Origin of the sequence: Mesorhizobium silamurunense (assembly GCF_014843905.1) — a bacterium.
In the GTDB taxonomy this organism is placed as follows: domain Bacteria; phylum Pseudomonadota; class Alphaproteobacteria; order Rhizobiales; family Rhizobiaceae; genus Mesorhizobium; species Mesorhizobium silamurunense.
On record NZ_LPVS01000104.1, the window covers coordinates 67,179 to 90,178 of the forward strand.

General features: G+C 63.7%; 24 protein-coding genes and 1 pseudogene. 14 read left to right on the forward strand and 11 right to left on the reverse strand.

Annotated features, from left to right (window positions below):
• Position 1: 1 nt before the first annotated feature.
• From AU465_RS31490 to AU465_RS31505, 4 genes are all read right to left on the reverse strand, one after another.
• On the reverse strand, positions 2-1,138 hold the full coding sequence (locus tag AU465_RS31490; RefSeq protein WP_192256666.1) for an ABC transporter permease: 1,137 nt from the start codon (positions 1,136-1,138) through the stop codon (positions 2-4).
• Complete coding sequence (locus AU465_RS31495; protein ID WP_192256668.1) at positions 1,139-2,146, reverse strand: ABC transporter permease; 1,008 nt, start codon at positions 2,144-2,146, stop codon at positions 1,139-1,141.
• 112 nt (positions 2,147-2,258) lie between these two features.
• A complete protein-coding gene (locus tag AU465_RS31500; RefSeq protein ID WP_192256670.1) occupies positions 2,259-4,343 on the reverse strand; it encodes an ABC transporter substrate-binding protein in 2,085 nt (694 codons plus the stop codon).
• Positions 4,344-4,448: 105 nt separating this feature from the next.
• Entirely contained in the window at positions 4,449-5,915 is a 1,467-nt protein-coding gene (locus AU465_RS31505; protein WP_192256672.1) for an alpha-glucosidase/alpha-galactosidase, read from the reverse strand.
• 249 nt (positions 5,916-6,164) lie between these two features.
• On the opposite strand from AU465_RS31505, the gene AU465_RS31510 reads away from it, so the two are divergent.
• Positions 6,165-7,007 (forward strand): AraC family transcriptional regulator, encoded by an 843-nt coding sequence (locus tag AU465_RS31510; protein ID WP_210325348.1) that lies wholly within the window; start codon positions 6,165-6,167, stop codon positions 7,005-7,007.
• Between the two features lie 12 nt (positions 7,008-7,019).
• Here AU465_RS31510 and AU465_RS31515 read toward each other — a convergent pair whose 3' ends face one another.
• The 4 genes from AU465_RS31515 to AU465_RS31530 all read right to left on the reverse strand — a co-directional run bounded on the left by AU465_RS31515 (position 7,020) and on the right by AU465_RS31530 (position 9,325).
• A complete protein-coding gene (locus AU465_RS31515) occupies positions 7,020-8,180 on the reverse strand; it encodes a glycoside hydrolase family 25 protein (protein WP_192256676.1) in 1,161 nt (386 codons plus the stop codon).
• Positions 8,181-8,225: 45 nt separating this feature from the next.
• Positions 8,226-8,741, reverse strand: coding sequence for a GNAT family N-acetyltransferase (locus AU465_RS31520; RefSeq protein WP_192256678.1), 516 nt, complete (start codon positions 8,739-8,741; stop codon positions 8,226-8,228).
• Complete coding sequence (locus AU465_RS31525) at positions 8,738-9,025, reverse strand: type II toxin-antitoxin system TacA family antitoxin (protein ID WP_192256680.1); 288 nt, start codon at positions 9,023-9,025, stop codon at positions 8,738-8,740. Before AU465_RS31525 ends, AU465_RS31520 begins: the two co-directional genes overlap by 4 nt.
• A gap of 63 nt (positions 9,026-9,088) precedes the next feature.
• A complete protein-coding gene (locus AU465_RS31530) occupies positions 9,089-9,325 on the reverse strand; it encodes a hypothetical protein (RefSeq protein ID WP_192256682.1) in 237 nt (78 codons plus the stop codon).
• A 197-nt stretch (positions 9,326-9,522) separates the two neighbouring features.
• Here AU465_RS31530 and AU465_RS31535 point away from each other — a divergent pair, with 197 nt between their 5' ends.
• A complete protein-coding gene (locus AU465_RS31535) occupies positions 9,523-11,292 on the forward strand; it encodes an acyl-CoA dehydrogenase family protein (protein ID WP_192256684.1) in 1,770 nt (589 codons plus the stop codon).
• 27 nt (positions 11,293-11,319) lie between these two features.
• Positions 11,320-12,075, forward strand: a complete 756-nt coding sequence (locus AU465_RS31540) for a crotonase/enoyl-CoA hydratase family protein (RefSeq protein ID WP_192256686.1) — start codon at positions 11,320-11,322, stop codon at positions 12,073-12,075.
• 5 nt (positions 12,076-12,080) lie between these two features.
• Here the strand turns inward: AU465_RS31540 and AU465_RS31545 are convergent, their stop codons facing one another.
• On the reverse strand, positions 12,081-12,713 hold the full coding sequence (locus tag AU465_RS31545; RefSeq protein WP_192256688.1) for a LysE family translocator: 633 nt from the start codon (positions 12,711-12,713) through the stop codon (positions 12,081-12,083).
• Between the two features lie 246 nt (positions 12,714-12,959).
• On the opposite strand from AU465_RS31545, the gene AU465_RS31550 reads away from it, so the two are divergent.
• The 4 genes from AU465_RS31550 to AU465_RS31565 are packed head-to-tail and all read left to right on the forward strand — an operon-like array spanning position 12,960 to position 16,023.
• On the forward strand, positions 12,960-14,285 hold the full coding sequence (locus AU465_RS31550; RefSeq protein ID WP_192256690.1) for a hypothetical protein: 1,326 nt from the start codon (positions 12,960-12,962) through the stop codon (positions 14,283-14,285).
• Positions 14,278-14,868 (forward strand): hypothetical protein, encoded by a 591-nt coding sequence (locus AU465_RS31555; RefSeq protein ID WP_192256692.1) that lies wholly within the window; start codon positions 14,278-14,280, stop codon positions 14,866-14,868. Before AU465_RS31550 ends, AU465_RS31555 begins: the two co-directional genes overlap by 8 nt.
• Positions 14,865-15,443 carry a hypothetical protein gene (locus AU465_RS31560; RefSeq protein WP_192256694.1) on the forward strand — a complete coding sequence of 193 codons (579 nt, stop codon included), beginning with the start codon at positions 14,865-14,867 and terminating at the stop codon, positions 15,441-15,443. The genes AU465_RS31555 and AU465_RS31560 overlap by 4 nt, the downstream gene beginning before the upstream one ends.
• 10 nt (positions 15,444-15,453) lie before the next feature.
• Entirely contained in the window at positions 15,454-16,023 is a 570-nt protein-coding gene (locus AU465_RS31565) for a hypothetical protein (protein ID WP_192256696.1), read from the forward strand.
• Between the two features lie 21 nt (positions 16,024-16,044).
• Here AU465_RS31565 and pdxH read toward each other — a convergent pair whose 3' ends face one another.
• The gene (pdxH, locus tag AU465_RS31570; protein WP_192256698.1) at positions 16,045-16,662 is read right to left on the reverse strand and encodes a pyridoxamine 5'-phosphate oxidase; all 618 of its coding nucleotides are present in this window, start codon (positions 16,660-16,662) and stop codon (positions 16,045-16,047) included.
• A 40-nt stretch (positions 16,663-16,702) separates the two neighbouring features.
• On the opposite strand from pdxH, the gene AU465_RS31575 reads away from it, so the two are divergent.
• The 4 genes from AU465_RS31575 (at position 16,703) to AU465_RS31590 (ending at position 19,788) form a co-directional block, all read left to right on the forward strand.
• Positions 16,703-17,167, forward strand: a complete 465-nt coding sequence (locus AU465_RS31575; RefSeq protein WP_192256700.1) for an RT0821/Lpp0805 family surface protein — start codon at positions 16,703-16,705, stop codon at positions 17,165-17,167.
• A 118-nt stretch (positions 17,168-17,285) separates the two neighbouring features.
• Positions 17,286-18,218, forward strand: a complete 933-nt coding sequence (locus AU465_RS31580; RefSeq protein ID WP_192256702.1) for a DnaJ C-terminal domain-containing protein — start codon at positions 17,286-17,288, stop codon at positions 18,216-18,218.
• Between the two features lie 108 nt (positions 18,219-18,326).
• Entirely contained in the window at positions 18,327-19,145 is an 819-nt protein-coding gene (gene fabI / locus AU465_RS31585) for an enoyl-ACP reductase FabI (protein ID WP_192256704.1), read from the forward strand.
• Between the two features lie 55 nt (positions 19,146-19,200).
• Positions 19,201-19,788 (forward strand): histidine phosphatase family protein, encoded by a 588-nt coding sequence (locus tag AU465_RS31590; protein WP_192256706.1) that lies wholly within the window; start codon positions 19,201-19,203, stop codon positions 19,786-19,788.
• Positions 19,789-19,833: 45 nt separating this feature from the next.
• On the opposite strand, the gene AU465_RS31595 is transcribed toward AU465_RS31590, so the two are convergent.
• Positions 19,834-20,094, reverse strand: coding sequence for a DUF1344 domain-containing protein (locus tag AU465_RS31595; protein ID WP_059186700.1), 261 nt, complete (start codon positions 20,092-20,094; stop codon positions 19,834-19,836).
• Positions 20,095-20,306: 212 nt separating this feature from the next.
• On the opposite strand from AU465_RS31595, the gene aroC reads away from it, so the two are divergent.
• The 3 genes and pseudogenes from aroC to AU465_RS36860 form a co-directional block, all read left to right on the forward strand.
• Positions 20,307-21,422 carry a chorismate synthase gene (aroC, locus tag AU465_RS31600; RefSeq protein WP_192256715.1) on the forward strand — a complete coding sequence of 372 codons (1,116 nt, stop codon included), beginning with the start codon at positions 20,307-20,309 and terminating at the stop codon, positions 21,420-21,422.
• Between the two features lie 91 nt (positions 21,423-21,513).
• Positions 21,514-22,614 carry a 3,4-dihydroxy-2-butanone-4-phosphate synthase gene (gene ribB / locus AU465_RS31605; RefSeq protein ID WP_192256717.1) on the forward strand — a complete coding sequence of 367 codons (1,101 nt, stop codon included), beginning with the start codon at positions 21,514-21,516 and terminating at the stop codon, positions 22,612-22,614.
• A gap of 73 nt (positions 22,615-22,687) precedes the next feature.
• Positions 22,688-22,825: pseudogene (locus AU465_RS36860) on the forward strand (TetR family C-terminal domain-containing protein); the annotation flags it as partial.
• Positions 22,826-23,000 lie beyond the last annotated feature (175 nt).

Sequence of the window (23,000 nt, forward strand, 5' to 3'; positions counted from 1 at the left end):
CTCAATAAGGATCGACGGCGTCGCGCAGGCCGTCGCCCAGCGCGTTGAAGGCGAAGACGGTGACCAGCACGAAACCGACCGGCGACAGGATCCACGGATAGGTGCCGATGACCGAATAGGTCGCGGTATCCTGCAGCATCAGCCCCCACGAGATCAGCGGCGGCTTCACCGCGAAGCCGAGGAAGCCGAGGAAGGATTCCAAGAGCACCACCGTCGGGATCGCCAGCGTCACGGCGACGATCACATGGCTCATCACATTAGGGAAGATGTGCTGCATGATGATGCGCCGGTCGGTGGCGCCGACCGCCATGGCGGCGCGCACATAGTCGATGCGCGCCAGCGCCAGCGTCTTGCCGCGCACCTCGCGCGACATCTGCGCCCAGCCCAGCGCCGACATGACGATGATGACGAAGGCGAGGAAGACATTGGTCGGCGCGGTGACCGGGATCAGCGTCGTCAGCGCCAGATATAGCGGCAGTTGCGGGAAGGCGAGCACCAGCTCGACGAAGCGCTGCATCCAGACATCGAACCGGCCGCCGAAATAGCCGGAGACCATGCCGACGGTGGTGCCGATGACGGTAATGATGAAGACGACCGTCAGCGCGATCATCAGCGAGACGCGCGAGCCGTGGATGGCGCGCGATAGCACGTCGCGGCCGAACTTGTCGGTGCCAAGGAAATGCACCGGCTCGCCGTCCATCGAGCCGAAGAAATGCCGGTCCGCCGGAATGAAGCCGAGCAACTTGTAGGGCGCGCCTTCGACGAAGAAGCCGAGCAGTCGCGGATGGTCGTAGTCGGGGCCGACGATCGGCTGGAATGTGACCGGGTCGAGGTCGGTCGACTCGGCCAGCGCATAGATCCTGGGCCGGGCGGTAAAGTTGCCGTCCTTGTCGTGGAAGCTCGGCACCTGCGGCGGCGCGAAGGCGATATCGGTGGCCTTCGGGTCCAAAGGCGCCAGGAATTCCGCGAGCACGGCCATGAGAAGCAGCAGCACGACCAGGCAAAGCCCGGCCATGCCGGTCCAGGAGCGCCTCAGCCGGCGCCAGACCAGCGCGATGTAGCTTTCATTGCCGTGCGCGGGTTGGCTCACGGCGCCTTCCGCCGGCGGTGGCGGGGGTGATGGATCGCGCGCCAGCATCTAATGCTCCCCGTACTGGCGCACGCGCGGGTCGAGAAGCGCGAGCAGCATGTCGGCGATGATGTTGCCGACGATCAGCGTCGCCGACAGCACCATCATGAAGGTTGCCGTCACATAGACGTCGCCGACCGCCATCGAGCCGACGATTGCCGGTCCGACGGTGGGCAGCGCGAAGATGATCGCCGTCTCGATCTCGCCGGTCAGCATGTAGGGCAGCACCACGCCCTGATACATGACCAAAGGGTGCAGCGCGTTGGGCACGGCATGCCGCATCACCACCGCGCCGCCGGTCAGGCCCTTGGCCTTCGCCGTCTCGACATATTGGGCATTGAGCGTGTCGAGCAGGTTGCCGCGCATCACGCGCATGTTGTAGGCGAGGCCGCCGAAGGTCGCGATCGCCACCACCGGCCAGACATGCTTGACGAGGTCGACGAACTTCGCCCACGACCATGGCGCGCCGCCGTATTGCGGCGAGAAGAAGCTGCCGATCTCCGACACGTTGAACTGGAAGACCAGCAGATAGACGATGATCAGCGCCATCAGGAAGCGCGGCACCGTCATGCCCAGGAACGAGATGGCCGAAAGTGTGGAGTCGATCCAGGTGTACTGGCGTGTCGCCGCCCATATGCCGAAGGTAATGCCGAGCACCGAGGCGAGCAGGTGGCAGACCAGCGCCAGGAGCAGCGTGCGTGGCAGGCGCTCGCCGACCACGTCGGCGACCGGCTTGTTGTAATAGAGGCTGTAGCCGAAATCGCCGCGGGTGACGATGCCGCCGATCCAATTGAGATACTGGACGGGCAGCGGCTTATCGAGGCCATGTTCCTTGCGATAGGCCTGGGCTTGCGCGTCGGCCTCGGCATAGGAAGCGCCGCCCTGGTTGATGAGTTGCGATTTGATGTAGTCGGCATAGTCGCCAGGCGGCGCCTGGATGATGGCGAAGGTGACCAGGCTCAAGATGGCGAGGACGGGGATCGCCGACGCTATGCGCATGAGCAGGAATCGCAACATGGACGGTCTGCTTCCTTTTCTCGCCGGTTCACGCGTTCGCCGCGTTTGGAGGATCTGCTTTTGTCCGGCCGCGCCGCAACGCGGCCGGACGTCTCTTCGTCAGGGAGGTTAACTAGTCCATCGGCCCCTTGTCTCCCGGCTTGCCGGGCAATTCCTCGGGGAACAGCTCATGCTTGGCCTGCTTATCGGCCGCGACGAAGACGCGTTCGCGGATGATCGAATCCTCGGCCCAGTTGAACATGAAGATCGGGGTGCCCTGCGGAATGTTGGAGAAGCGCTTGTTGACGATCAGCGCGCCGGGATATTCCGTCAGGCCGACATTGTAGACGTTTTCCGTCGAGATCTTCTGGAACTTCTTCATCAGGTCGGCGCGCTGGTCGTTGTCCTGCGTCGAGACGAACTTGTTGACGATGTCGACGAGGTCCTTCTCGAACGGCATCAGATCGACCTCGCCGCTTTCCGGCGCGCGATGGTTCCAGCTGGTCTTCGGACCGACGGGGGCAAGCTGCTCGGTGTTCTGCACGACGGAGGTGAGCTCCTGGTCATTGCGCCGGATCAGCCAGTCGAAGCGGCCGGAATATTGGATCGCGTCGCGCTGCGTGCCGTTGACCCCGTTCAGCACGACTCTCAAGCCCAGCTTTTCCATCTGCGCCACGACGCCTTCGGCAAGGCTCTTGTCGGTGGTGTAGTCATTGTTGACCAGCATGACGATCTCGACATTCTTGCCGCCGGCGGTGCCGGCCGGGAAGTTCACGAAGCCGTCGCCGTCCGTATCCTTGAGGCCGGCCTTGGCGAGCTCGGCCTTGGCGCCTTCGAGATCGAACGGATAGTAAACCGTCGACTTGCGATCATAGAAGCTGGTGCCGGAGGAGAAGCCGCCGGGATAGATGGCGGTGAACGGTCCCTTGACCAGCGAGTCGCCGAGCGCCTTGCGGTCGATGGCCATGGTCACGGCCTTGCGGAAATCCTCATTGCGGTTCAGCTCGCGCAGCGCCTGGCCGCGTTCGTCCGGATTGCCCCAGCCATTGGCGGAGAAGTTGAAGCGCAGATTGTAGCCGATGAGGCGCGGACCGAAGGCAAGCCGTGCCGGCGCGTTCTTGTCAGCGGCGCGCTTCAGCGAGGCGACGAAGTTTTCCGGCTGCTCGAGGTTGGAGAAGTCGCCCGAGCCTGCGACCGCCTGGACGTCGCGATCGGCCCAGGTCGAGAGCTTATATTGCAGCTCGTTGAGATAAGGCAGTTGGTTGCCCTTCTCGTCGACCTTCCAGTAGTAAGGGTTGCGCCGCATAACGATGATGTCGTCCGGGCGGTATTCGACCGGCACCCAGGCGCCCATCACCGGCATGTTCATGAATTCCGGCGGGAAGGCGTTCTTGAACTGGTCGTAGGTGTTCTTCGAATATTTCGGATGATGCGGCTTGAGGATATGCGAAGGGCCGGGGCAGAACGTGCCGTAGGCCATCGCGTAGAGATACTGCCTCGGGAACGCCTCCTTGAACGTCCATTCCACGGTATAGTCGTCGACCTTCTTCAGTGTGGTGCCGACGCCGAATGTTTCCGGTGTCGCGCCGTTGAGCGGCGAGACGTTGGGATCGACGACCTCGTCGTCCCAGTAGAACATCACATCATCGGCGTTGAAGGGCACGCCGTCCGACCATTTGGCGCCTTCGATGAGATGCATGGTGAGCTTGTGGCCGTCTTTCGACCATTCCCAGCTCTTGGCGAGGTTCGGCAGCGGCTCGGTGTCCTTTGCATCGACCTGGAACAGCGGCGCGGTGCGTGTCAGGCATTCGGAAAGCGCGATGTCGATTCCGCCCCAGCCTTGCGTTTGGCCAGCACCGTAATTCCAGCCTTCCGGCCTGCCGCCGATGACATGGCGCATCGTGTCGCCATAGACGCCGGTGCCGTCCGGCATGTTGGCGGTCTTGAAGACCAGCGGCTCCTTGGGCAGCCGGTCCTTGAGCAGCGGCAGCTTGCCGGTCTTGACGTATTTCTCCGTCACCCAGTCCGGCTCGTGATACTCGGGCAGCGCTTTGAACTCCAGAATGGAGTCGCGCGCCACATAATGGATCTTGCCCTCGGCTGGAAATGCCGCCGGCGCCGGCGGCACCGTTGGCTCGGAAGCGAAAGCGTTGAGCGCCGGAATTGAAACGCTCAGAACCAATCCGGAGGCAATGCCAATTCTGCGTAAGGTCCTCATAGTCTTCCTCCCACGTGTTAGACGTCTGCTGTTGCCCGCCTTCTATTCGGTGCGGCTGATAGCGGCGGACCAACCTCCCGTCGGTCCGTTTCCACAGCCAAGTTGTCAGCCGGCCTGTTTGAGCGCCGCCTTTTCGGCGCGCAATTCCTCGATCGAGCGCACGCTTCGCCGCGCCGCGCCCGCCCATTCGCGGGTCTTGACGCTCGATTTCGAAAGCCGCTCTTTTGCCGCCGGCACGGCACCGGCGTATTGCGGCAGCCAGGCGGCTTGGGCGACGACCATCTCGTCCACCATCTGCCAGACCTCTTCCGGCGTCGATACCGCGCCGACCAGCGGATCGTGCAGCACAGCGAGCTTCAAGAGGTCGATGTCGCCGGCGATCGCGGCATGCACCGACATGCGCTGGACGTTGATCGAGGACATGCAGGTGGCGGCACAGGCCTCAGGCAGCGTGATGCCGGCCGCCATGTTGATGCCGAAGCGGTCGACGAAGCCGGGTGATTCGATGATGGCGTCCTGCGGCAGGTTGGCGATCACGCCGTTGTTCTTGACGTTGAAGTGCCCGCGATAGACGCGGTTCGTCTCCAGCGCCTCGAGAATGTGGCTGGCATGCTCGTTGGAGCGTTTTGCCGGATCGATCGGCTTCGACGCCGCTTCGAGGAACTGCGGATATTCCGTCTCGAACCAGTTGCGGGTCTCGGTCGAGTAGCGCAGGTAGCCGCCGGTCTCGCCATGGATCCAGTCCGACATGTCGATCCAGCGCGTGATCTCGTCGGGGCGCTTGCGGTACCAGGGCAGATATTCGGAGAGATGCCCGTTGCTCTCGGTCGAATAGACGCCGAAGCGCTTCAGCACGTCGATGCGCAGCTTCTCCTGCTTCGAATAGACCGGATGCGCCTCGAAGGCGGCGATCAATTCGTCCTTGCCGATCGGCCGGCCGTTCAGCCGCAATTCGATGAACCAGGTCTGGTGGTTGATGCCCGAACAGACATAGTCGAGTTCCCGGGGCGATTTCGCGCCGAGCACCTCGGCGATCTGCTCGGCGCCGTGCTGCACGCCGTGGCAGAGCCCGACCGTGTCGACCTTGCCGTATTCGATCGCGGCCCAGGTGTTCATCGCCATCGGGTTGGCGTAGTTGAGGAACTTGGCGCCGGTCGCGGCGACCTCGCGTATGTCCTTGCAGAAGTCGAGGATCACCGGGATGTTGCGTTGGCCGTAGAGGATGCCGCCGGCGCAGATCGTGTCGCCGACGCACTGGTCGATGCCATATTTGAGCGGAATGCGGATGTCGTCGGCATAGGCTTCGAGGCCGCCGACGCGCACGCAGCTGATGATGTAGCGCGCGCCCTCCAGCGCCTTGCGGCGGTCGGTCGTCGCCGTCACCTTGGTCGGCAGATTGTTGGCTTCCACGATCCTGTCGAGGATCGCCTTGATCATCCCGAGATTGTGCTCGCTGATGTCGGTCAGCGCGAACTCGATGTCCTTGAATTCGGGCACGCAGAGAATATCGGTGAACAGCTTCTTGGTGAATCCGACGCTGCCGGCGCCGATAATAGCGATTTTGAAGCTCATCACCTTCACCTCGTTCCAATCGAATGTTAGGCAAGGAGCAGCAAGGGAGGATATGGCCGCACGCCAGCACGCGTGCTCGCCATTCGAGCCGGAAATCCGGCTCTTTCTCCTCCCGCCCGCTCCTCGATCGCGGGACTTTCCCGTTCTTGATGAGCCGGATTATGCGCTTATTCGCGGGCGCGGCCAGAGAAGGATTATGCTTTCGAGGGTAATTTTGTGCTGCAGGACCTGATCGCCAATGGAAAGCTGATGCGGACGATCTCGCTGCCGCGCGGCCGCCAGCGCCTGCATGCCATGCCGACCAGCACCGGCTATGAAGTGCGCGAGGACGAGACCTACGACTGGGATGGGCGCAAGCGCGGCCAGACCCCGTTCACGGTGCTCCAGCATACGATCAGCGGCACCGGGCAGTTGCGCTACGAAAGCCGCAACTATCGCCTGCAGGCGAACGACACGCTGCTGGTGCTGGTGCCGCACAACCATCGCTATTGGTTGGCCAAGGGCGACCGCTGGGAATATTTCTGGATTTCGATGAACGGCGAGGAGGCGTTGCGCATCCATAAGTCTATCCTCAGCGTCTCCGGCCCCGTGTTCCGGCTGCAGCCCGCGACCGTCGATCACCTTGCCGATTGCAGCCTGCGCCTCATCAAGGGGGCGGGTTCGCCGGGCGCGGCGTCGGCGATCGCCTATGAGGCGGCGATGGCGCTCTATGACGATGTCTTCGGCTCGCACGCCTTCGCCGAGAAGCAGAGTGCCATGCAGCCGGTCATCGATCACATCAACGCCAATCTCGACAAGCCGCTGCCGGTGGCGGAGCTTGTCGGGATCAGCGGCCTCAGCCGCGCGCATTTCTCGCGCTGCTTCGCCGAGAGCGAAGGATTGCCGCCGGCCGAATTCGTGTTGCAGCAACGGCTGCAGCGCGCGGCGAAACTGCTGACCAGGGCGGATTTCCTGCCGGTGAAGGAAGTCGCGGTGCTGTGCGGTTTCGAGGACGCGAACTACTTCTCCAAGGTTTTCCGCCGCTGCTACGGCATCAATCCGACCCAGTTTCGCACCACCGGCATGTATGCCAGCCTGGGCAATCATCGCTGACGGCAGCGTTGACTACTGCCTGCGGTGGTCGAGCGTCGTCGAAGCAGTGCTGACCGGATCGGCGGCCGCGAAGGCGGCGTCGAGCTGTTCGGGCGTGCGCTGCCCCGCTCGCTTCCAGGCGACATATTGGACGATGCCGAATCCCGGCCGCTGCGGCACGGTTTTCACCACCGGCATGCGGAACCCGTCGCGGAATTTGCCCCAGCGCGCGCTAAGCACGGCGACCATTTCCTCGAAGGTCGGCGGCGTCGCCACATCGGCATAGGTGATGGTGACCTTGCCGGCGAGTGCTGCCTGGCGCGAGACCGGCACCGGTATCGAGGCGAGGTAATCCGCCGGCACGTCGATCAGCCCGCCGAAGGCCCATTGTTGGCGCAATTCATCGGCTTTCATCGGCGCGACGGAAACGTCTATGTCGTTGGGCGTGCCGGGCACGCGATACGGGCAGCTGAAGCGGCCGCAATTCGCCTTCGCGGAAAACTGCCAGAGCGCGTAGCCCTGCCAGTTGCCCATCGGGAAATGCACGTCGATATCCGGCTTGTAGCGCGCATACCAGAGCGGCAGCCGCGACAGCAGCCGGTAGGTGTAGCGGTTGTCGGCGATGTACTGGGCGGTCTTGCCGTTCGAATAGAGCACCGGGAAGCGGCCGAGGCGGCGATGCACCTGGCGCACGAATTCTTCGGCGTCCTCCAGCGACATCCACTGCGAGGGATCGTTGCCTTCGAGGTCGAGCGCAATGAGATCGTCCGGTGCGGGCTCGGCGAAATCGATGAAATTGTTGGCTTGCTCGATCGGGTTGCCGGGGCGGGCAAGGTGGTAGGCGCCCCATTTCAGGCCGAGCGCCTTGGCCACCACCTTGCGCGTCTGGAACAGCTCGCGCGTCACCGCATAGCGTTTCCACAGCGCCTTGCAGAGTTTGATATCGGTCTCGCCGCCGAAGCAGAAATAGGGTGGCGGCAGTCCATCGGACGCCTTGTTGATGAAGCCGACGATGCGCTTGTCGGTGGCAAGCTCAGCCCAGTCGATGGAGTTGTATTCGTAGGCGTCGATCACCAGCGCGCGGTCGGCGTTCTTCCACGGCTCGGAGAAATCCGAGGCCTTTGCCGCCGTGCCCAGCACCAACGCTGCCGCGAAAAGTGCCAGGCGGCGAAGAGGGCGCGCCGGCTTTTTCAATCAGGGTGTCCCCACTGACCAGAGGACGATCCTGAACCGCTATGGTTAAGGAAGTGCTTCAGGACCGAAGAGCTTCAGCGCTGTCGCTACTGGCAGGAAGAGTGAGAGAGCACGGCTTTTAAACGGAGCGAAGCCATGACTGCGATAAAAAGCGGCCGCTTGCTCGTCCTTGGCGTCGACGACCAGCGCGAAGGATGCGGGAGCGGCCTGCACGCTTCGCCGTAGCGCATCTATGATCAGCGCCGATCCGATCCGTTGTCCTTGGAAACGCGCATCGACCGCGAGCCGACCGATCAATATCGCCGATAAGATCGGATAGCGCGGCAGGCGTTTCGTCTGGTCCTCAGGCAAGAATGCGATGGGCACGCTGGACGCCGCGAGAGTGTAATATCCCGCAATGGCATCGTCGCGATTTACGGCGACAAAGCAATTGCTAACCCGACGTTTGACGTCTTGGCCTGCTTGTTCGCGAAGATAACGGTCGAGTGCCGGGACGCCGCAGCCAAATGCGCTGCGATCGTGGGATGCTTGGAGTGTCTCGATAATTAGATCGATCTTCACCGGGATTCGATGACTAGCCGTTTATAGGCGTCGGCAGCTTTGCGCAGCGCCTCATTCGGCTCCGGCGGATCAAGAATAGCTTCCATCAGGTTGCGCTGATCTTCCATGGATAGACGGATGATGGCGGTCTCCTCAATAGTGCGCTGCGCGGCTTCTTGCGCTGCGGCGACTACAAAGTCACTGACGCTGCGGCCTTGGATTTCGGCGGCGCGCTTCACCATGCTCAGCGCATCTGGCGAGATGCGGGCTTCAAGACGGGCGGAACGTGACTGTTGGTTGGGCATTGCAATCACCTCGGTTTTCTATGTACGGGTTTAAGCCGTACATATCAAGCGATTGCTTTGCGCTCACTGCCGGAAGAGCGACTGCACCTCGAACGGATCGGGTGCTGGCTCCTGCGTCAGCGTGCCTTCGGCGGCGCGCTTCTTGTGATGCGCCAGCGAGCATTGCGGCGAGCACAATATGCCGCGGTCCGTCCAGTAAGCCGGTCCATGCTCCATCTTGCCCTCATGATACCAGAAGCCGGCAGCCCGATAGGGGAGGCCGCATTCGATGCAGCGATAGGCGTCAGGTCTGGAAAGCATGGGTCTCGTCCGGTCTCAAGCCGGACCTCGACGGTCGGCCGCTTCGTATCTAGTACGTCTGGAAAAGAATGCAAAATCCGCGTGACAAAGTTTGACGTTTACGTAAAAAGAAGGTGCGGATCGCGCCATAGGCGGATGGTCTCACTGCGGCTGAAGTCCTACGATCGAACTGCCGCCATGGAGGAGGAGCAGCAGACATGTATCGCGCACCGGTCGAAGACATCGCCTTCACGCTGAAGCATGTGGCCGGCCTGAAGCCGGCGCTGGAGGCCGGCACCTTCGGCGATCTCGGTGAGGACCTGGTAGACGCGATCCTGGCCGAGGCCGGCCGCTTCGCCAGCGAGGAGGTGGCGCCGCTCTACAAGATCGGCGACGAGCATGGCGCGGTGCTGAAGGACGCCGCCGTCACCACGCCGCCCGGCTGGAAGGAGCTTTACCGCCGCTGGATCGAGGGCGGCTGGAACGCGCTGGCCGGGCCGGAGGAATTCGGCGGCCAAGGCTTGCCCATAATGCTCGCCGTCGCCGCGCTCGAAATGTGGAACTCCGCCGCCATGGCCTTCGGCATCGGCCCGACCCTTACCATGGGTGCGGTCGAGGCCCTCGACAAGCACGCCTCCGAGGCGCTCAAGGAAAAATATCTGGCGAAGCTCGTCTCCGGCGAGTGGATGGGCACGATGAACCTGACCGAGCCGCAGGCGGGCTCCGACCTTGCGGCCCTGCGCACGCGCGCCGAGCCCGCAGGCGACGGCACCTACCGCATCTTTGGCCAGAAGATTTTCATCACCTATGGCGAGCACGATTTCACCGACAACATCGTCCATCTGGTGCTGGCGCGGCTGCCCGACGCGCCCGCCGGCACGCGCGGCATCTCGCTGTTCCTGGTGCCGAAATTCCTGGTCGATGACGACGGCTCGCTCGGCGCCCGCAACGACGTCTTCTGTTCCGGCCTCGAGCATAAGCTCGGCATCCATGCTTCGCCGACCTGCACCATGATCTATGGCGACGGTTTTCAAGGCGCGACGCCCGGCGCTATCGGCTGGCTGATCGGCGAGGAGAACAAGGGGCTGGCCTGCATGTTCACGATGATGAACAACGCTCGCCTTGCCGTCGGCATGCAGGGCGTGGCGGTGGCCGAGACGGCGACGCAGAAGGCGATCGCCTACGCCAATGATCGCCGCCAGGGCAAGGCGTCGGACTATGCGGGCGCCGGCATGGCGCCGATCGTCCATCACCCGGACGTGCAGCGCAATCTTTTGACCATGCGGGCGCTGACACAGATCGCGCGCGCCATCAGCTATTCCTGCGCGCACGCCATCGACCGCGCGCGCGTCGCCGAGGGCGAGGCCGCCGCCAACTGGCGCGACCGCGCCAATCTGCTGACGCCTTTGGCAAAGGCTTTCTCCACCGATATCGGCGTCGAGGTCGCTTCGCTCGGCGTCCAGGTACATGGCGGCATGGGCTTCATCGAGGAGACGGGTGCTGCGGCCCTTTATCGCGACGCCCGCATCGCGCCGATCTATGAAGGCACCAACGGCATCCAGGCGATCGACCTTGTGTCGCGAAAACTGCCGCTCGGCGGCGGCGAGCATGTGCATCGCTATATCGGCGAATTGAAAGCGATGGCCGATGCGGTGCGCACCTCCAACATCGAGGGTTTTGGCCGTACCGCCGACAATCTCGACCGCGCGCTTGCCGATCTCGACGAGACGACGCGTTTCCTGCAGAAGCTGACGGCCGACGGCAAGGCCGACGCCGCCATGGCCGGCGCCACGCCCTATCTGCGCTTGATATCGCTCGCCGCCGGCGGTGCCTACCTGGCGCAAGGTGGGCTGGCCGACCGTGGCCGTATAGCGCTCTGCCGCTTCTTTGCCGAAAACCTGCTTGGCGAGACGCGCGCCCTGAAGGAGCGCGTCATCGACGGCGCCGACAGCCTCGCCGCCGCCGGCAAGGCGCTGATCTCGGCCTGAGCAGCCAGTCATTCGAAGGAACCGACCGTGACCGACCATATCATCATCGAGCGCCGGGGCGCCGTGCAGATCATCCGCATGAACCGCCCCGACAAGAAGAACGCGCTGACGCGCGCCATGTACGCGAAAATGTCGGCCGCTCTTGTCGAGGGCGACGCCGATCCGGCGGTTCGCGTCCATGTCTTCCTCGGCGTGCCCGGCGCCTTCTCATCCGGCAATGATCTTGCCGATTTCTTGGTCATCGCTACGGGCGGGGAGGGCGGCAATGAGGTTTGGGATTTCCTCATGGCGCTGGCCAAGGCGGAGAAGCCGATGGTCTCGGGCGTCGACGGCATCGCCGTCGGCATCGGCACGACACTCAATTTGCACTGCGACCTGACCTTCGCCACGCCGCGCACGCTGTTCCGCACGCCTTTCGTCGATCTTGGGCTGGTGCCGGAGGCCGGTTCCAGCCTGCTCGCCCCGCAGATCCTCGGCCGGCAGGGCGCCTTCGCGCTGCTCGGTCTCGGCGAAGGCTTTTCGGCCGAGCGCGCCGAGGCCGCCGGCCTGATCTATGACGTCGTCGCGGAAGATGCGCTGGAAGGCGCAGTGCTGACTGCCGCCAGCGACATTGCCGCCAAGCCGCCGCAGGCGCTGAAGATCGCCCGCGACCTCATGCGTGAGCCGCGCGAGGAACTCATCGCCCGCATCAAGGTGGAGAGCGAGCATTTCCGCGAGCGGCTGAAGTCGGACGAAGCGCGCGCAGCGCTCACCGCGTTTACGACACGGAAGAAGGCGAGCTGACCGAGCTATCGCTGCTCGGCCGCGATGCGGATGCCGAGTCCGATCAGTAGCGTGCCGCTGACCGCTTCGACGATCCGGCGCACAGTCGGTCGGCGCAGCCAGTCGCCGGCCTTGGCGACAACCGTTGCATAGATGGTCAACCAGCTGAAGGTGATCAGCGCGAAGACGACGCCCAGCAGCAACAGCGACAGAAAGGACGGCTGTCCCGCCGGCACGAATTGAGGCAACAGGCTCGGAAAGAACACGGCTATTTTCGGATTGCCGAGATCGCTGATGAAGCCCTGCCGGAACGCGGCAACCGGGGCAAGCCGAGTATGCGGTACGGTCGGTGGCTGCGCATGATGGCTTTGCGCCGGCCAGATGGCTTCACGCAGGGCTTGCATGCCGAGATAGATCAGATAGGCGGCGCCGGCATATTTGACGGCCAGGAAAAGCGGTTCGGAAGCCGTGAGCAGCGCGACAAGGCCGACGCTCGTCGCCAGCGCCCAGATCGTCAGCCCGCAGCCGACACCGAGCGCAGTCAAAATTCCTGCGGAGCGGCCGCCGAGCAAGGTGTTGCGGATGGTGATCGCGGTATCCGGACCGGGTGTCACGATCACCATGATCGAGACGCCAAGGAATGCCAGGAAGATTGCCATGCCGACTCTCCCAAGACCTGAAGTCTTTCCAACAGTATGGCCGGAAATGGGTTCAAGCGTAAGGCGAGGTAGCCGGCCAAATTTCACCTAAAGGTTGGTGCAGGGGTGTCAAAGCAATCCGGTCTGCTCTATTTCCCGATGATGCGTGGCGGGGGCTCGTGAAATGGAGAGGACATGATCCGAGACGCTGCCATCGATCTGCCGGAGCAGATGGAGGGCGTTCATTGACTGATTGAACGCCTCGACATGCTTGCCGATGCTGCAAGGCCCCTGGCGCTGACCTTCAAGCTCTGGTGGCGTTTCTGGCCGCAACTGGTCGCCACGGTGCTCCTGGGCATCGTGTTCGGCGATCTGTTCATGCAGATCGCCGCGCGTGCCGCCCTTGTCAACCACATGGCCGGACTCGCCTTGCTGACGTTTGTCGCGCTGACGCAGCTCATCGTCACCGTCGCCATGTTCCAGACGCTGCTGCCGGCTTTGCCAGCAACGCGTGCCGCGCAACGGGCGGCGCGCGGCGAAAGCGAAGCGGAGCCTGGCAAAGGCAGCGCGCGGCTGGCGCGCATGGTCACCGTCGCGCTGCTGCCCTTCTTCGCCTACTACGCCGCCTGGGGCTTTCTCGGCGACACGGTGCGGCAATATTCCCGCGTCACGCTCGACATGGCGCCCTTCGGCGAAGGGGCCGGCAACGTCCTCGATGTGCTCGATTCGCGCTGGCTGATTTTTTCGGTCGCGATCTCGTGGCTGATCCGGCGCTTCGCCACCGGCATGCAGACGCGCGGCGGATCGCGCTCCTTCTGGCAGATCGTCGTGGTCATCTGCGAGACCAACTGGATCTTCATCGGTCTCTATGTGATCTCGCGCTGGAAGGACGAGATCGTCGGCTGGATCATGAGCCGCAACATCTTGTCCGTCCTGCAGGCCGCCGCGGACAGTATCGCCAATCCGATCGCAAGCGCCTTTGCCGATCCGATGGTTCCGGTCGAGGTCACCTCCGTCGATACGACCGCCAGGCTGGTCAACCTGTTCTTCTACATGCTCCTGCCGGTGATCTGGCTGGTGCTCGCGGCACTGATCTATGGCTACGACGTGCGCGACGACAAGGAATTGATGCGCATGCACCGGCGTGTCGAACATTTCGGCGAGCGCTATCTCGCCATTCCGAAATTCCTGCGCGACTTCGTCGAGCACTTCATCTCCGGCTACCGCTCGCGCTATCTGCCGATCGCCAATGGCGTGCGCATCACGCTGAGCTCGGGCGTGGTGCTCATCGTCACGCTGATCGTCGGCTACCGGCTGATCGACTGGCTGGCGGCCTGGGCGTGGCTCGGCATGACGCGCATCGTCGGCCCGCATGAGCTCGATACCTGGCAGGTGCTTTCCGAGGGCGTCTCGCTGCTCTTCGGCAGCCCGTTCCAGGATTCATCGACCGGCATTCTCGTCGAACCGGTGAGAATCTGCTTCCTCGCCGCGATCCTCGAAACGGCATTCGCGCTGCCGAAGCGCCAGACAATTGACAGCGTGCAGCCGGCCGGGTCGCCGGACGACGCGGTGGCCGAGGCCCAAAATGCTTGAGAATGCCGGCTCCCGCCTGAAGGCATGGTTGGCGGCCGGCATCGGCACCGTGGCGGCGATTGCTGTAGCCGGCGTCATGGGTGCCTTCGGCGCAAGGCAAGAGCCGCTGCCGGTTCTGGTGCCCGCCGGCCGGATCGAAACGGCCCAATGGCTGCTGAGGCCGCTCAAAGCTTACTCCGCCGAAGGCGAGAACCTCTATGGCGTGCCGCTCAAGCCCGGCGCGAAGGCGCTGGTCCTCGAGCTCGAGATGACCAACCGGACGGCCAAATCGACGAAGGATTATTTCGACGTACTTCAGGCGAACCTGGCAATGGTCAATCCGACGAAACCTTTCATCGTGCTCACGCGCGATTCCACGCTGTCGCCGGAACTGCACCCCGGCATGCCGGGGCGCATGGCCTATATCTGGCAATTGCCGGACGGCACGGCTCCGCCGGCGAGCCTCGAGCTGACGGTCATCCGCAAGACCTACAAGCAGCGCGACAATCTCTACGGCCTGCCCGGTTGGTTCAATCCGGCGCCGGTGGGCACGCTCACGCTGCCCGTTGGCAGCGGGCCCGGCAGCGCGGATATCCAGCCATGATGCGCAAGCTCGCCAATATCGTCCTGCTGCTCGTCGCGGTGTCGCTCTGCTACGGCCTGCAGCTGTCGAAGCCCCATCATGGCGACCTGATCGGGCCGATCCCGGCGCGCGGCAAGCTCGGCGACACGGTCGTCGGGCGAGGCTTCGAAATCCGCGCGGAGAAGGTGGAATTCGCCCGCAAGCTGAAAGCGGACAGGTTCGGCGACAGCAAGGTTCTGACCACCGGCGGTATCTGGGCCGTTGTCACGGTGGAGTTTGCGGCACGGGCGCAATCGACGACGGTGGCGGTCGCGTCCTGGCGCGGGCCGACGGGCCTGACCTATGACCAGACCGAGCGGCTGTCCTTCACCGATGGCCTGCTTCCGGTGGCCATCGACCCAGGTCTGCCGAAGAAGGCGAGGCTGATCTTCGAGCTGCGGCCGGATGAAGCGAGCGATGCGGTGGTGCTGGTTTCGGAAAAGCTGATGTCGGCGCTCGATTCCCAGGCAGAGATATGGCTCGGGCCGGTCGCCATCGGACCCGACGGTTTGCCGCCCGGCACGGTCGACACGCTGGATATGACGCAGCCGATCTGAGGGGTATCGAATGACGGCGCAGATTGTGGATCGCGAGAGCGCAACGAGCGAGCGGAAATGGCGCCGTCGCAGCCTTTGGTCGCTTGTTCTGCTCATCCCGCTGAGCCTCGCCATCGAGTCCTACGACAGCGTCAAGGCGCTGCTTGGCGACAGCGACCTTTTCCCGCGCCGCGTTGCCTGGGGCGAAAGCGCGCGCTTCGGCGGCAGCGACTGGAAGCTGACGGATCTGCGCGGCGCCTTCGGCATGTCAAACCTGCCGCCCGATTCGGTGCCGGTGCTGGCCGACTTCAAGGTGAAGATCGGCGATCCCGACCTGCAGAACCGATGGCTCGGCTGCAAGGTGATGCTGATCGACAAGGATGGCCGGCGCTGGTCGCCGACCTCCATTGTGTCGCTGAAAGCGACGGACAATGTGCAGACCTGCATCTCGGCAATCTTTTCCGGCGCCAAGAGCGGCGACACGCTCAACCTGCGCGAGACGTTCTTGGTGCCGAAGGAAGCGACCAAATCGGTGCGCCCGGCCGTCGGTCTCGCCAGCGAGCGGCCGCATTTCCTGCTGTTCCAGCTGGAAAAGGACTGATTTTCAGCGGCCATTCGAAGGTTAAGGGTAAAGTCGCGTCTTGTCCCAGCCGCCCTTGGCGTTGCGCGAGAACATGATGCGGTCGTGCAGCCGGAACGGACGGTCGTGCCAGAACTCGATCGTCTGCGGCACGATCCGAAAGCCCGACCAGTGTTTCGGCCGCGGGATCTCGCCGATCGCGTAGCGCGCCGTGTATTCGGCCACCGCCTTCTCGAGCGCGAAGCGGCTTTCCAGCGGCCTTGACTGTTTCGAGGCCCAGGCGCCGATGCGGCTGCCGCGTGGCCGCGTCGCATAGTAGGCGTCGGCCTCGGCATCGCTGACAATCTCCACCGGCCCGCGCACGCGCACCTGGCGGCGCAGCGATTTCCAGTGGAAGCACATCGCCGCCTTCATGCTGCCAAGAATCTCGCGGCCCTTGGTGCTCTCGAAATTCGTGTAGAAGACAAATCCCTTTTCGTCGAACCCCTTGAGCAGCACCATCCGCACATCCGGCATGCCGTCGGCGTCGACGGTCGCCAGCGCGACGCCGTTGGCGTCGTTGATCTCGCTCTTGGTGGCGTCCTCCAGCCATGCGGCAAAAAGCCGGAACGGCTCCGCCGCCTCGGTGAAGTCACTGCTTGTTAACTCGGTTTCGTTCATAGTTTTCCAAATTTTTAACATTGCGGGAGGAGTTCGCCGATTGTCGCGTATCGCGCAAGCTTTTGACAGCGGGCAATGGAGCGTTATTGCTTCGGCCAGCGCCAAGGCTGCGTTGCTGACATTGGCGCTTCCGCTTGCGGCCTGCGGCGCCGGCGGCTTCAGCCTGGAGAAGGCGGAGGTCGACCGCTCGATCATCACGTCCAGCGCGCCGTCCTCGCCCGCCCAGCCGGCGAGCAGCGACAAGGATTCGGACCAGACCACGATCGGCAACGCGGTCTCCTCCGCCGACATACAGGAGCTCGGCGGTCAGGCGGTGCCGTGGGCCAATGCCGGCACCGGCTCGCGTGGCGCGATCACCGAGCTGGTGGAACTCAAGGATGGCGGCCTCACCTGCCGCCGCTTCAACGCCACGCGGGAGAGCTTCGACGGCGTGGCCTTGTACAAGGGCGAACTCTGCATGGCCAGCGCCGGCGGTTGGCGCATGCAGGAGTTCAATGCGCTCTGATCTGGTCGGCACGCTCTGATTTTCGATTGCCGATCCCTCTTGCGCCACTGGAATTTCTTCCTATGCGAGCGCATATAGGGGGCAACCGTGGACTCATTCTCTCTTTCAGGCAGGAAGCATGCGCGACCCCTATGAGGTGCTGGGCGTTGCCAGAAACGCATCGGCCAAGGATATAAAATCGGCGTACCGCAAGCTCGCCAAGCAGCATCATCCGGACCAGAATCCGAATGATCCGAAGGCGAAGGAGCGTTTTGCCGCCGCCAACCAGGCTTACGAGATCGTCGGCGACGAGAAGACGCGCGCCGCCTATGATCGCGGCGAGATCGACGCCGACGGCAAGCCGAGATTCCAGGGCTTCGAAGGCGCGGCCGGCGGTGGCGATCCGTTCGCCGGGTTCCGCCGTCAGCAGCAGGGTCCTGGCGGCGCGCATTTCGAATTCCGCACCGGGCGCCCGGGCGGCGATCCGTTCGACGGCAACAGCGACATTTTTAGCCAGATCTTCGGCGATGCCTTCTCAGGCGCCCGTGGCGCCGGTCGAGGCGACCGCCGCCAGCCGGTCCAGGCCGCCGATTTGAACGTCACGCTGGACATCACCATCGAGGAGGCGGCCACCGCCGAGAAGGTGACGGCGATGTTCCCCGACGGCCGCAAGATGGCGGTCAAGCTTCCGGCCTATGTCGAGGATGGCCAGACCATCCGCCTCAAGGGGCAGGGTGAGCAGGGCCCCGGCCAGCCCGGCGACGCGCTGGTCAAGATCCACATCCGCCGCCATCCGCGCTACCGCATCGAGGGCCGCGACCTGCATGTCGACCTTCCGGTCGATCTGGCCGACGCCGTGCTCGGCGCCAAGGTGGCGGTCGAAACGCCGACCGGCAAGCTCGCGGTCAACGTTCCGGCATGGTCGAGCTCCGACAAGGTGCTGCGCCTGAAAGGCAGGGGTTTGCCGGAAAAAGCAGGCGGCCACGGCGACCTCTACGCCCATGTGCGGCTGATGCTGCCGGAAGGCGGTGATGCCGATCTCGAAGGCCTGATGCGCGACCGAAAAGGCTGATCGAGGCGATTTTCTCCTCAAGCCAGTCTGTTTTCGACGCTTGAAGGGGCCCTGTGCCTGTGCGATAGGGCTCCACACGAAGCAGACATTCTTGCGGAGAACGCGCACATGGCGGGTGGACAGGGCCTGATGGCCGGTAAGCGGGGCCTCATCCTCGGCGTCGCGAACAATCGGTCGATCGCTTTCGGCATCGCCAAGGCCTGCGCCGACCACGGCGCCGAAATCGCGCTGACCTATCAGGGCGAGGCCTTCAAGAAGCGCGTCGAGCCGCTGGCGGCGGAACTCAACGCGCATGTCGCCGGCCATTGCGACGTCACCGACCCGGAAAGCCTTGACGCTGTCTTTGCCGACATTGCCCAGCACTGGGGCAAGCTCGACTTCCTCGTCCATGCCATCGCCTTCTCCGACAAGGACGAGTTGACCGGCCGCTATGTCGAGACGACGCGCGATAATTTCCTGCGCACCATGGACATTTCGGTGTTTTCCTTCACCACCATCGCCAAGCGCGCCGAGCCGTTGATGAGCGAAGGCGGCTCGTTGCTGACGCTGACCTATTACGGCGCCGAAAAGGTGATGCCGCACTACAATGTCATGGGCGTCGCCAAGGCAGCGCTCGAAGCCAGCGTCCGCTATCTCGCCGTCGACCTCGGCGCCAAGAAGATCCGCGTCAACGCGATCTCGGCCGGCCCGATCAAGACCCTGGCAGCCTCCGGCATCGGCGACTTCCGCTATATCCTCAAGTGGAACGAGTACAACGCGCCGCTGAAGCAGACGGTGACCCAGGAAGAGGTCGGCGATTCCGGTGTCTATTTCCTGTCGGACCTGTCGCGTGGTGTGACCGGCGAGGTCCATCACGTCGATTCCGGCTACCATGTGGTCGGCATGAAGGCGGTCGACGCGCCGGACATCTCGACTGTCAAGGACTAATTCTCTCTCCGCCTACCCTTCCATCCAGGCCCTCGCCCGACCTCCGGAAGCCCTGATGTATCCGCTCGTCTACCTCGCGCGCCATGGCCAGACGGAGTGGAACACTGAGCGTCGGCTGCAGGGTCAGGCCGACACCGACATCAATGAACTTGGACGCCAGCAGGCGACTGGCAACGGCCGGCGCCTGGCCGCGATGATCGGCAAGGGTGAGGATTTCGACTTTGTCGCGAGCCCGATGCGGCGCACGTGCGAAACTATGGAACTGATGCGGGCGGCAATGGGGCTCGACCCGCTCGCCTACCGCACCGAACCGCGTCTGGTGGAATTGAGTTTCGGCGACTGGCAGGGTTTTACGTTTCGTGAGCTCGAGACCCGGCATCCTGGATCGACGCATGGACGTCGCGCCGCCAAATGGGATTTCCAGCCGCCCGGCGACGGCGCCGAGAGCTATCAGATGCTGCTCGAACGGACAAAGCCGTGGTTCGACGCGCTTGACCGGCAGACGGTCTGCGTCACCCACGGCGGCGTCATGCGCTGCCTGTTCCGCTTTGTGGAGGGGGTGTCGAAGCAGGAGGCGGCGAGCCTCGAGATCCCGCAGGACCGCCTGCTCCGGCTGGAGGGCCGCAGCCTGGAGTGGCTGTAAACGCTGCGGCCTGCCGAATTCAGGTCAGGCCGGCCTCACCTGAATTTAGTTCGCGTCGCTGTCCGGCAGCTGCATATCGGTCACGACGTTCTCGCCGTTGGTCACGTCGAAGGCGATGACGATGTCCATGCCGGGCTTTAGCGCGTCGAGATCGGTTTCGGCGTTGAGCTTGTAGGACTTGCCGTCGTCCAGCGTCAGCGTCAGCGTGTCCTTGTCGACCTTCTTGATCAGGCCTTCAGTCTGACCGGCGAATGCGGCGGTGGAAATCATGAGCATGGCGCCAACAGCGCCAATCAGGGTACGCATCGTCGTCCTCTTTGGTCATTGCGCCGGCTGGTCAGCGGCGGATCCTCAACGGCGGATGGAAGAGAGCAGAAACCAACCGAATGTGTCAAAACTAAATCCTTGAGATCACAGATTGATGCATCCGATCACCGTTTGACCGCTGTGGAAAACGCCAATAGAAGGCACCCTTGAACCGGCGAACCGGGCTCCGCCGCCGGGCAGGGCGTTTTTCTATGTCTCACAACACATTCGGCCATCTTTTTCGCGTCACCACCTGGGGTGAAAGCCATGGCGCCGCGCTCGGCTGCGTTGTAGACGGCTGCCCGCCCGGCATCCGCTTCAAACGCGAGGATATTCAGGCCGAGCTCGACCGGCGCCGCCCCGGCCAGTCGCGTTTCGTTACCCAGCGCCGCGAGCCGGATGAAGTGAAAATCCTCTCCGGCTTCATCCTCGACGAGGACGGCGAGACGATGATCACCACCGGCACCCCGGTGTCGATGCTGATCGAGAATGTCGACCAGCGCTCGAAGGATTACGGCGAGATCGCGCGCCAGTACCGGCCGGGCCATGCCGACTACACCTATGAGGTCAAATACGGATTGCGCGACCATCGCGGCGGCGGCCGCTCCTCGGCGCGCGAGACCGCGGCGCGGGTGGCGGCCGGCGCGCTGGCCCGCAAGGTGGTGCCGGGCATGGTGGTACGCGGCGCGCTGGTCTCTATGGGCGAAAAAGCAATAGACCGTGCCAACTGGAACTGGAATTTCATCGGCGACGCCGGGAACCCGTTCTTCACGCCCGATCCGGCGTCGGTTCCCATCTTCGCCGCCTATCTCGACGGCATCCGCAAGGCGGGCTCCTCGGTCGGCGCGGTGATCGAGATCGTCGCCGACGGCGTGCCGGCAGGCCTCGGCGCGCCGATCTATGCCAAGCTCGACCAGGACATTGCCTCCGGCCTGATGTCCATCAACGCCGTCAAGGGCGTCGAGATCGGCAACGGCTTCGAGGCGGCGCGCATCACCGGCGAACAGAACGCCGACGAGATGCGCATCGGCAATGACGGCAAGCCGGTGTTTCTGTCGAACAATGCCGGCGGCATCCTGGGCGGCATCTCGACCGGGCAGGCGATCGTCGCCCGTTTCGCCGTCAAGCCGACCTCCTCGATCCTCACGCCGCGCAAATCCATCGACAAAGACGGCAAGGACGTCGAGGTCATGACCAAGGGCCGCCATGATCCGTGCGTCGGCATCCGCGCCGTGCCGATCGGCGAGGCCATGGTTGCCTGCGCGATCGCGGATCATTATCTGCGGCACAGAGGACAGACAGGGAAGGCAGTAGGCAGTAGGGATTAGGCAGTAGGCAGCATGCCAGCCCGAGACAGCCCTTTTCCTTCCCTACTGCCTATTGTCTAATTCCTATTCCCTGCGAGCGAAGCGAGCGCCTATGCCTTACGACCAGAAGAAGATCGTCGAAGCGATCCGCGCCTTTGAGCGCGGCGAGATCGTTGTCGTCATGGACGATGACGGGCGCGAGAACGAGGGCGACCTGATCGTCGCAGCCGTTCACTGCACGCCGGAAAAGATGGCCTTTATCGTCCGCAACACTTCCGGAATCGTCTGCACGCCGATGCTGCGCGAGGATGCGAGGCGGCTGAACCTTGCGCCCATGGTGGCCGACAACGATTCCGCGCACACCACCGCCTTCACCGTCAGCGTCGACTTCAAGCACGGCACCACGACGGGCATATCGGCCGACGACCGCACGCTGACCGTGCGCAACCTCGCCAACGGCAATGTCGGCGCCTCCGACTTCGTGCGCCCCGGCCACATATTCCCGCTGATCGCGCGTGAGGGCGGCGTGCTGATGCGCTCGGGCCATACCGAAGCCGCTGTAGACCTCTGCAAGCTCGCCGGACTGCCGCCGGTCGGCGTCATTTCCGAGCTGGTCAACGACGACGGCACCGTCAAGCGCGGGCCAGAGGTCCAGGCCTTCGCCGAAGAACATGACCTGAAGCAGGTTTCGGTCGCCGATCTCATCGCCTACCGCCAGCGCAAGGAAACGCTGGTCGAGCGGGTCGCCTGCTCCGACATCGACACGCCCGGCGGCAAGGCGCAGGTCTTCACCTACACGCTGCCCTGGGATTCCATGCACCATGTCGCGGTCGTCTTCGGCGACATCCGCGACGGCGAGGAGGTACCGGTGCGGCTGCATTCGGAAGATGTCGTGACCGACGTCTTCGGCACCAGCCACCGGTTGGACGGCATCATGAAGGCGATGGGCGAGCGCAAGCGCGGCGTCATCGTCTATCTGCGCGAAGGTTCCGTCGGCGTCGCCCATCAGGAGCGCAATCGGCCGAAGAGCAGCGACCGCGAGGATCATGAGGAAGCGCGTCGGCGCGAAAACGAGTGGCGCGAGATCGGTCTCGGCGCCCAGATCCTCAAGGATTTGGGCATTTCCTCGATCAACCTGATCGCCTCGCGCGAGCGCCACTATGTCGGCCTCGAAGGTTTCGGCATCCACATCGCGAAGACCGAGATTCTGTAGGCGAAGCAAAAAGGCCGGCTGAAAGAGCTGGCCCTTTTTGTCATTCGGCCGGAATGACCGCTTCGCCGCGGTCCAGACCGCGGCGCGTCTGATCAACGGCGCCAGCAGCCAGGCCTCGCAGCGCATCGCCAATTCGAAAGACCCTGCGGCGACGTCGAAGGAGGCGATAGCGGCGTTCAAGCAACTGCTCGAAGGATTAAAAAGCAAGTAGCATCCGGCACGCGGTGCTCTAGGCAATCGCCTAAGTCGGCGCTGCCCCTCACCCTAACCTCTCCCCGTGAAGGACGGGCACGCTAGCGCCGGAGCGTGACCCTTCTCCCCGTCCTTCACGGGAGAAGGTGCCGGCAGGCGGATGAGGGCAGCACTGTCTTCAACAATTGTCCCCC

Bases quoted from the DNA above. Each gene is read 5' to 3' on its own strand.
- AU465_RS31560 (WP_192256694.1), top strand. From the start codon at position 14,865: ATGATGCGCAAGCTCGCCAATATCGTCCTGCTGCTCGTCGCGGTGTCG.
- AU465_RS31490 (WP_192256666.1), bottom strand. From the start codon at position 1,138: ATGCTGGCGCGCGATCCATCACCCCCGCCACCGCCGGCGGAAGGCGCC.
- pdxH (WP_192256698.1), bottom strand. From the start codon at position 16,662: ATGAACGAAACCGAGTTAACAAGCAGTGACTTCACCGAGGCGGCGGAG.
- AU465_RS31500 (WP_192256670.1), bottom strand. From the start codon at position 4,343: ATGAGGACCTTACGCAGAATTGGCATTGCCTCCGGATTGGTTCTGAGC.
- AU465_RS31590 (WP_192256706.1), top strand. From the start codon at position 19,201: ATGTATCCGCTCGTCTACCTCGCGCGCCATGGCCAGACGGAGTGGAAC.
- aroC (WP_192256715.1), top strand. From the start codon at position 20,307: ATGTCTCACAACACATTCGGCCATCTTTTTCGCGTCACCACCTGGGGT.
- AU465_RS31545 (WP_192256688.1), bottom strand. From the start codon at position 12,713: ATGGCAATCTTCCTGGCATTCCTTGGCGTCTCGATCATGGTGATCGTG.
- AU465_RS31535 (WP_192256684.1), top strand. From the start codon at position 9,523: ATGTATCGCGCACCGGTCGAAGACATCGCCTTCACGCTGAAGCATGTG.
- AU465_RS31525 (WP_192256680.1), bottom strand. From the start codon at position 9,025: ATGCCCAACCAACAGTCACGTTCCGCCCGTCTTGAAGCCCGCATCTCG.
- ribB (WP_192256717.1), top strand. From the start codon at position 21,514: ATGCCTTACGACCAGAAGAAGATCGTCGAAGCGATCCGCGCCTTTGAG.
- AU465_RS31510 (WP_210325348.1), top strand. From the start codon at position 6,165: ATGCGGACGATCTCGCTGCCGCGCGGCCGCCAGCGCCTGCATGCCATG.
- AU465_RS31495 (WP_192256668.1), bottom strand. From the start codon at position 2,146: ATGTTGCGATTCCTGCTCATGCGCATAGCGTCGGCGATCCCCGTCCTC.
- AU465_RS31530 (WP_192256682.1), bottom strand. From the start codon at position 9,325: ATGCTTTCCAGACCTGACGCCTATCGCTGCATCGAATGCGGCCTCCCC.
- AU465_RS31580 (WP_192256702.1), top strand. From the start codon at position 17,286: ATGCGCGACCCCTATGAGGTGCTGGGCGTTGCCAGAAACGCATCGGCC.
- AU465_RS31505 (WP_192256672.1), bottom strand. From the start codon at position 5,915: ATGAGCTTCAAAATCGCTATTATCGGCGCCGGCAGCGTCGGATTCACC.
- AU465_RS31595 (WP_059186700.1), bottom strand. From the start codon at position 20,094: ATGCGTACCCTGATTGGCGCTGTTGGCGCCATGCTCATGATTTCCACC.
- fabI (WP_192256704.1), top strand. From the start codon at position 18,327: ATGGCGGGTGGACAGGGCCTGATGGCCGGTAAGCGGGGCCTCATCCTC.
- AU465_RS31555 (WP_192256692.1), top strand. From the start codon at position 14,278: ATGCTTGAGAATGCCGGCTCCCGCCTGAAGGCATGGTTGGCGGCCGGC.
- AU465_RS31550 (WP_192256690.1), top strand. From the start codon at position 12,960: ATGCTTGCCGATGCTGCAAGGCCCCTGGCGCTGACCTTCAAGCTCTGG.
- AU465_RS31565 (WP_192256696.1), top strand. From the start codon at position 15,454: ATGACGGCGCAGATTGTGGATCGCGAGAGCGCAACGAGCGAGCGGAAA.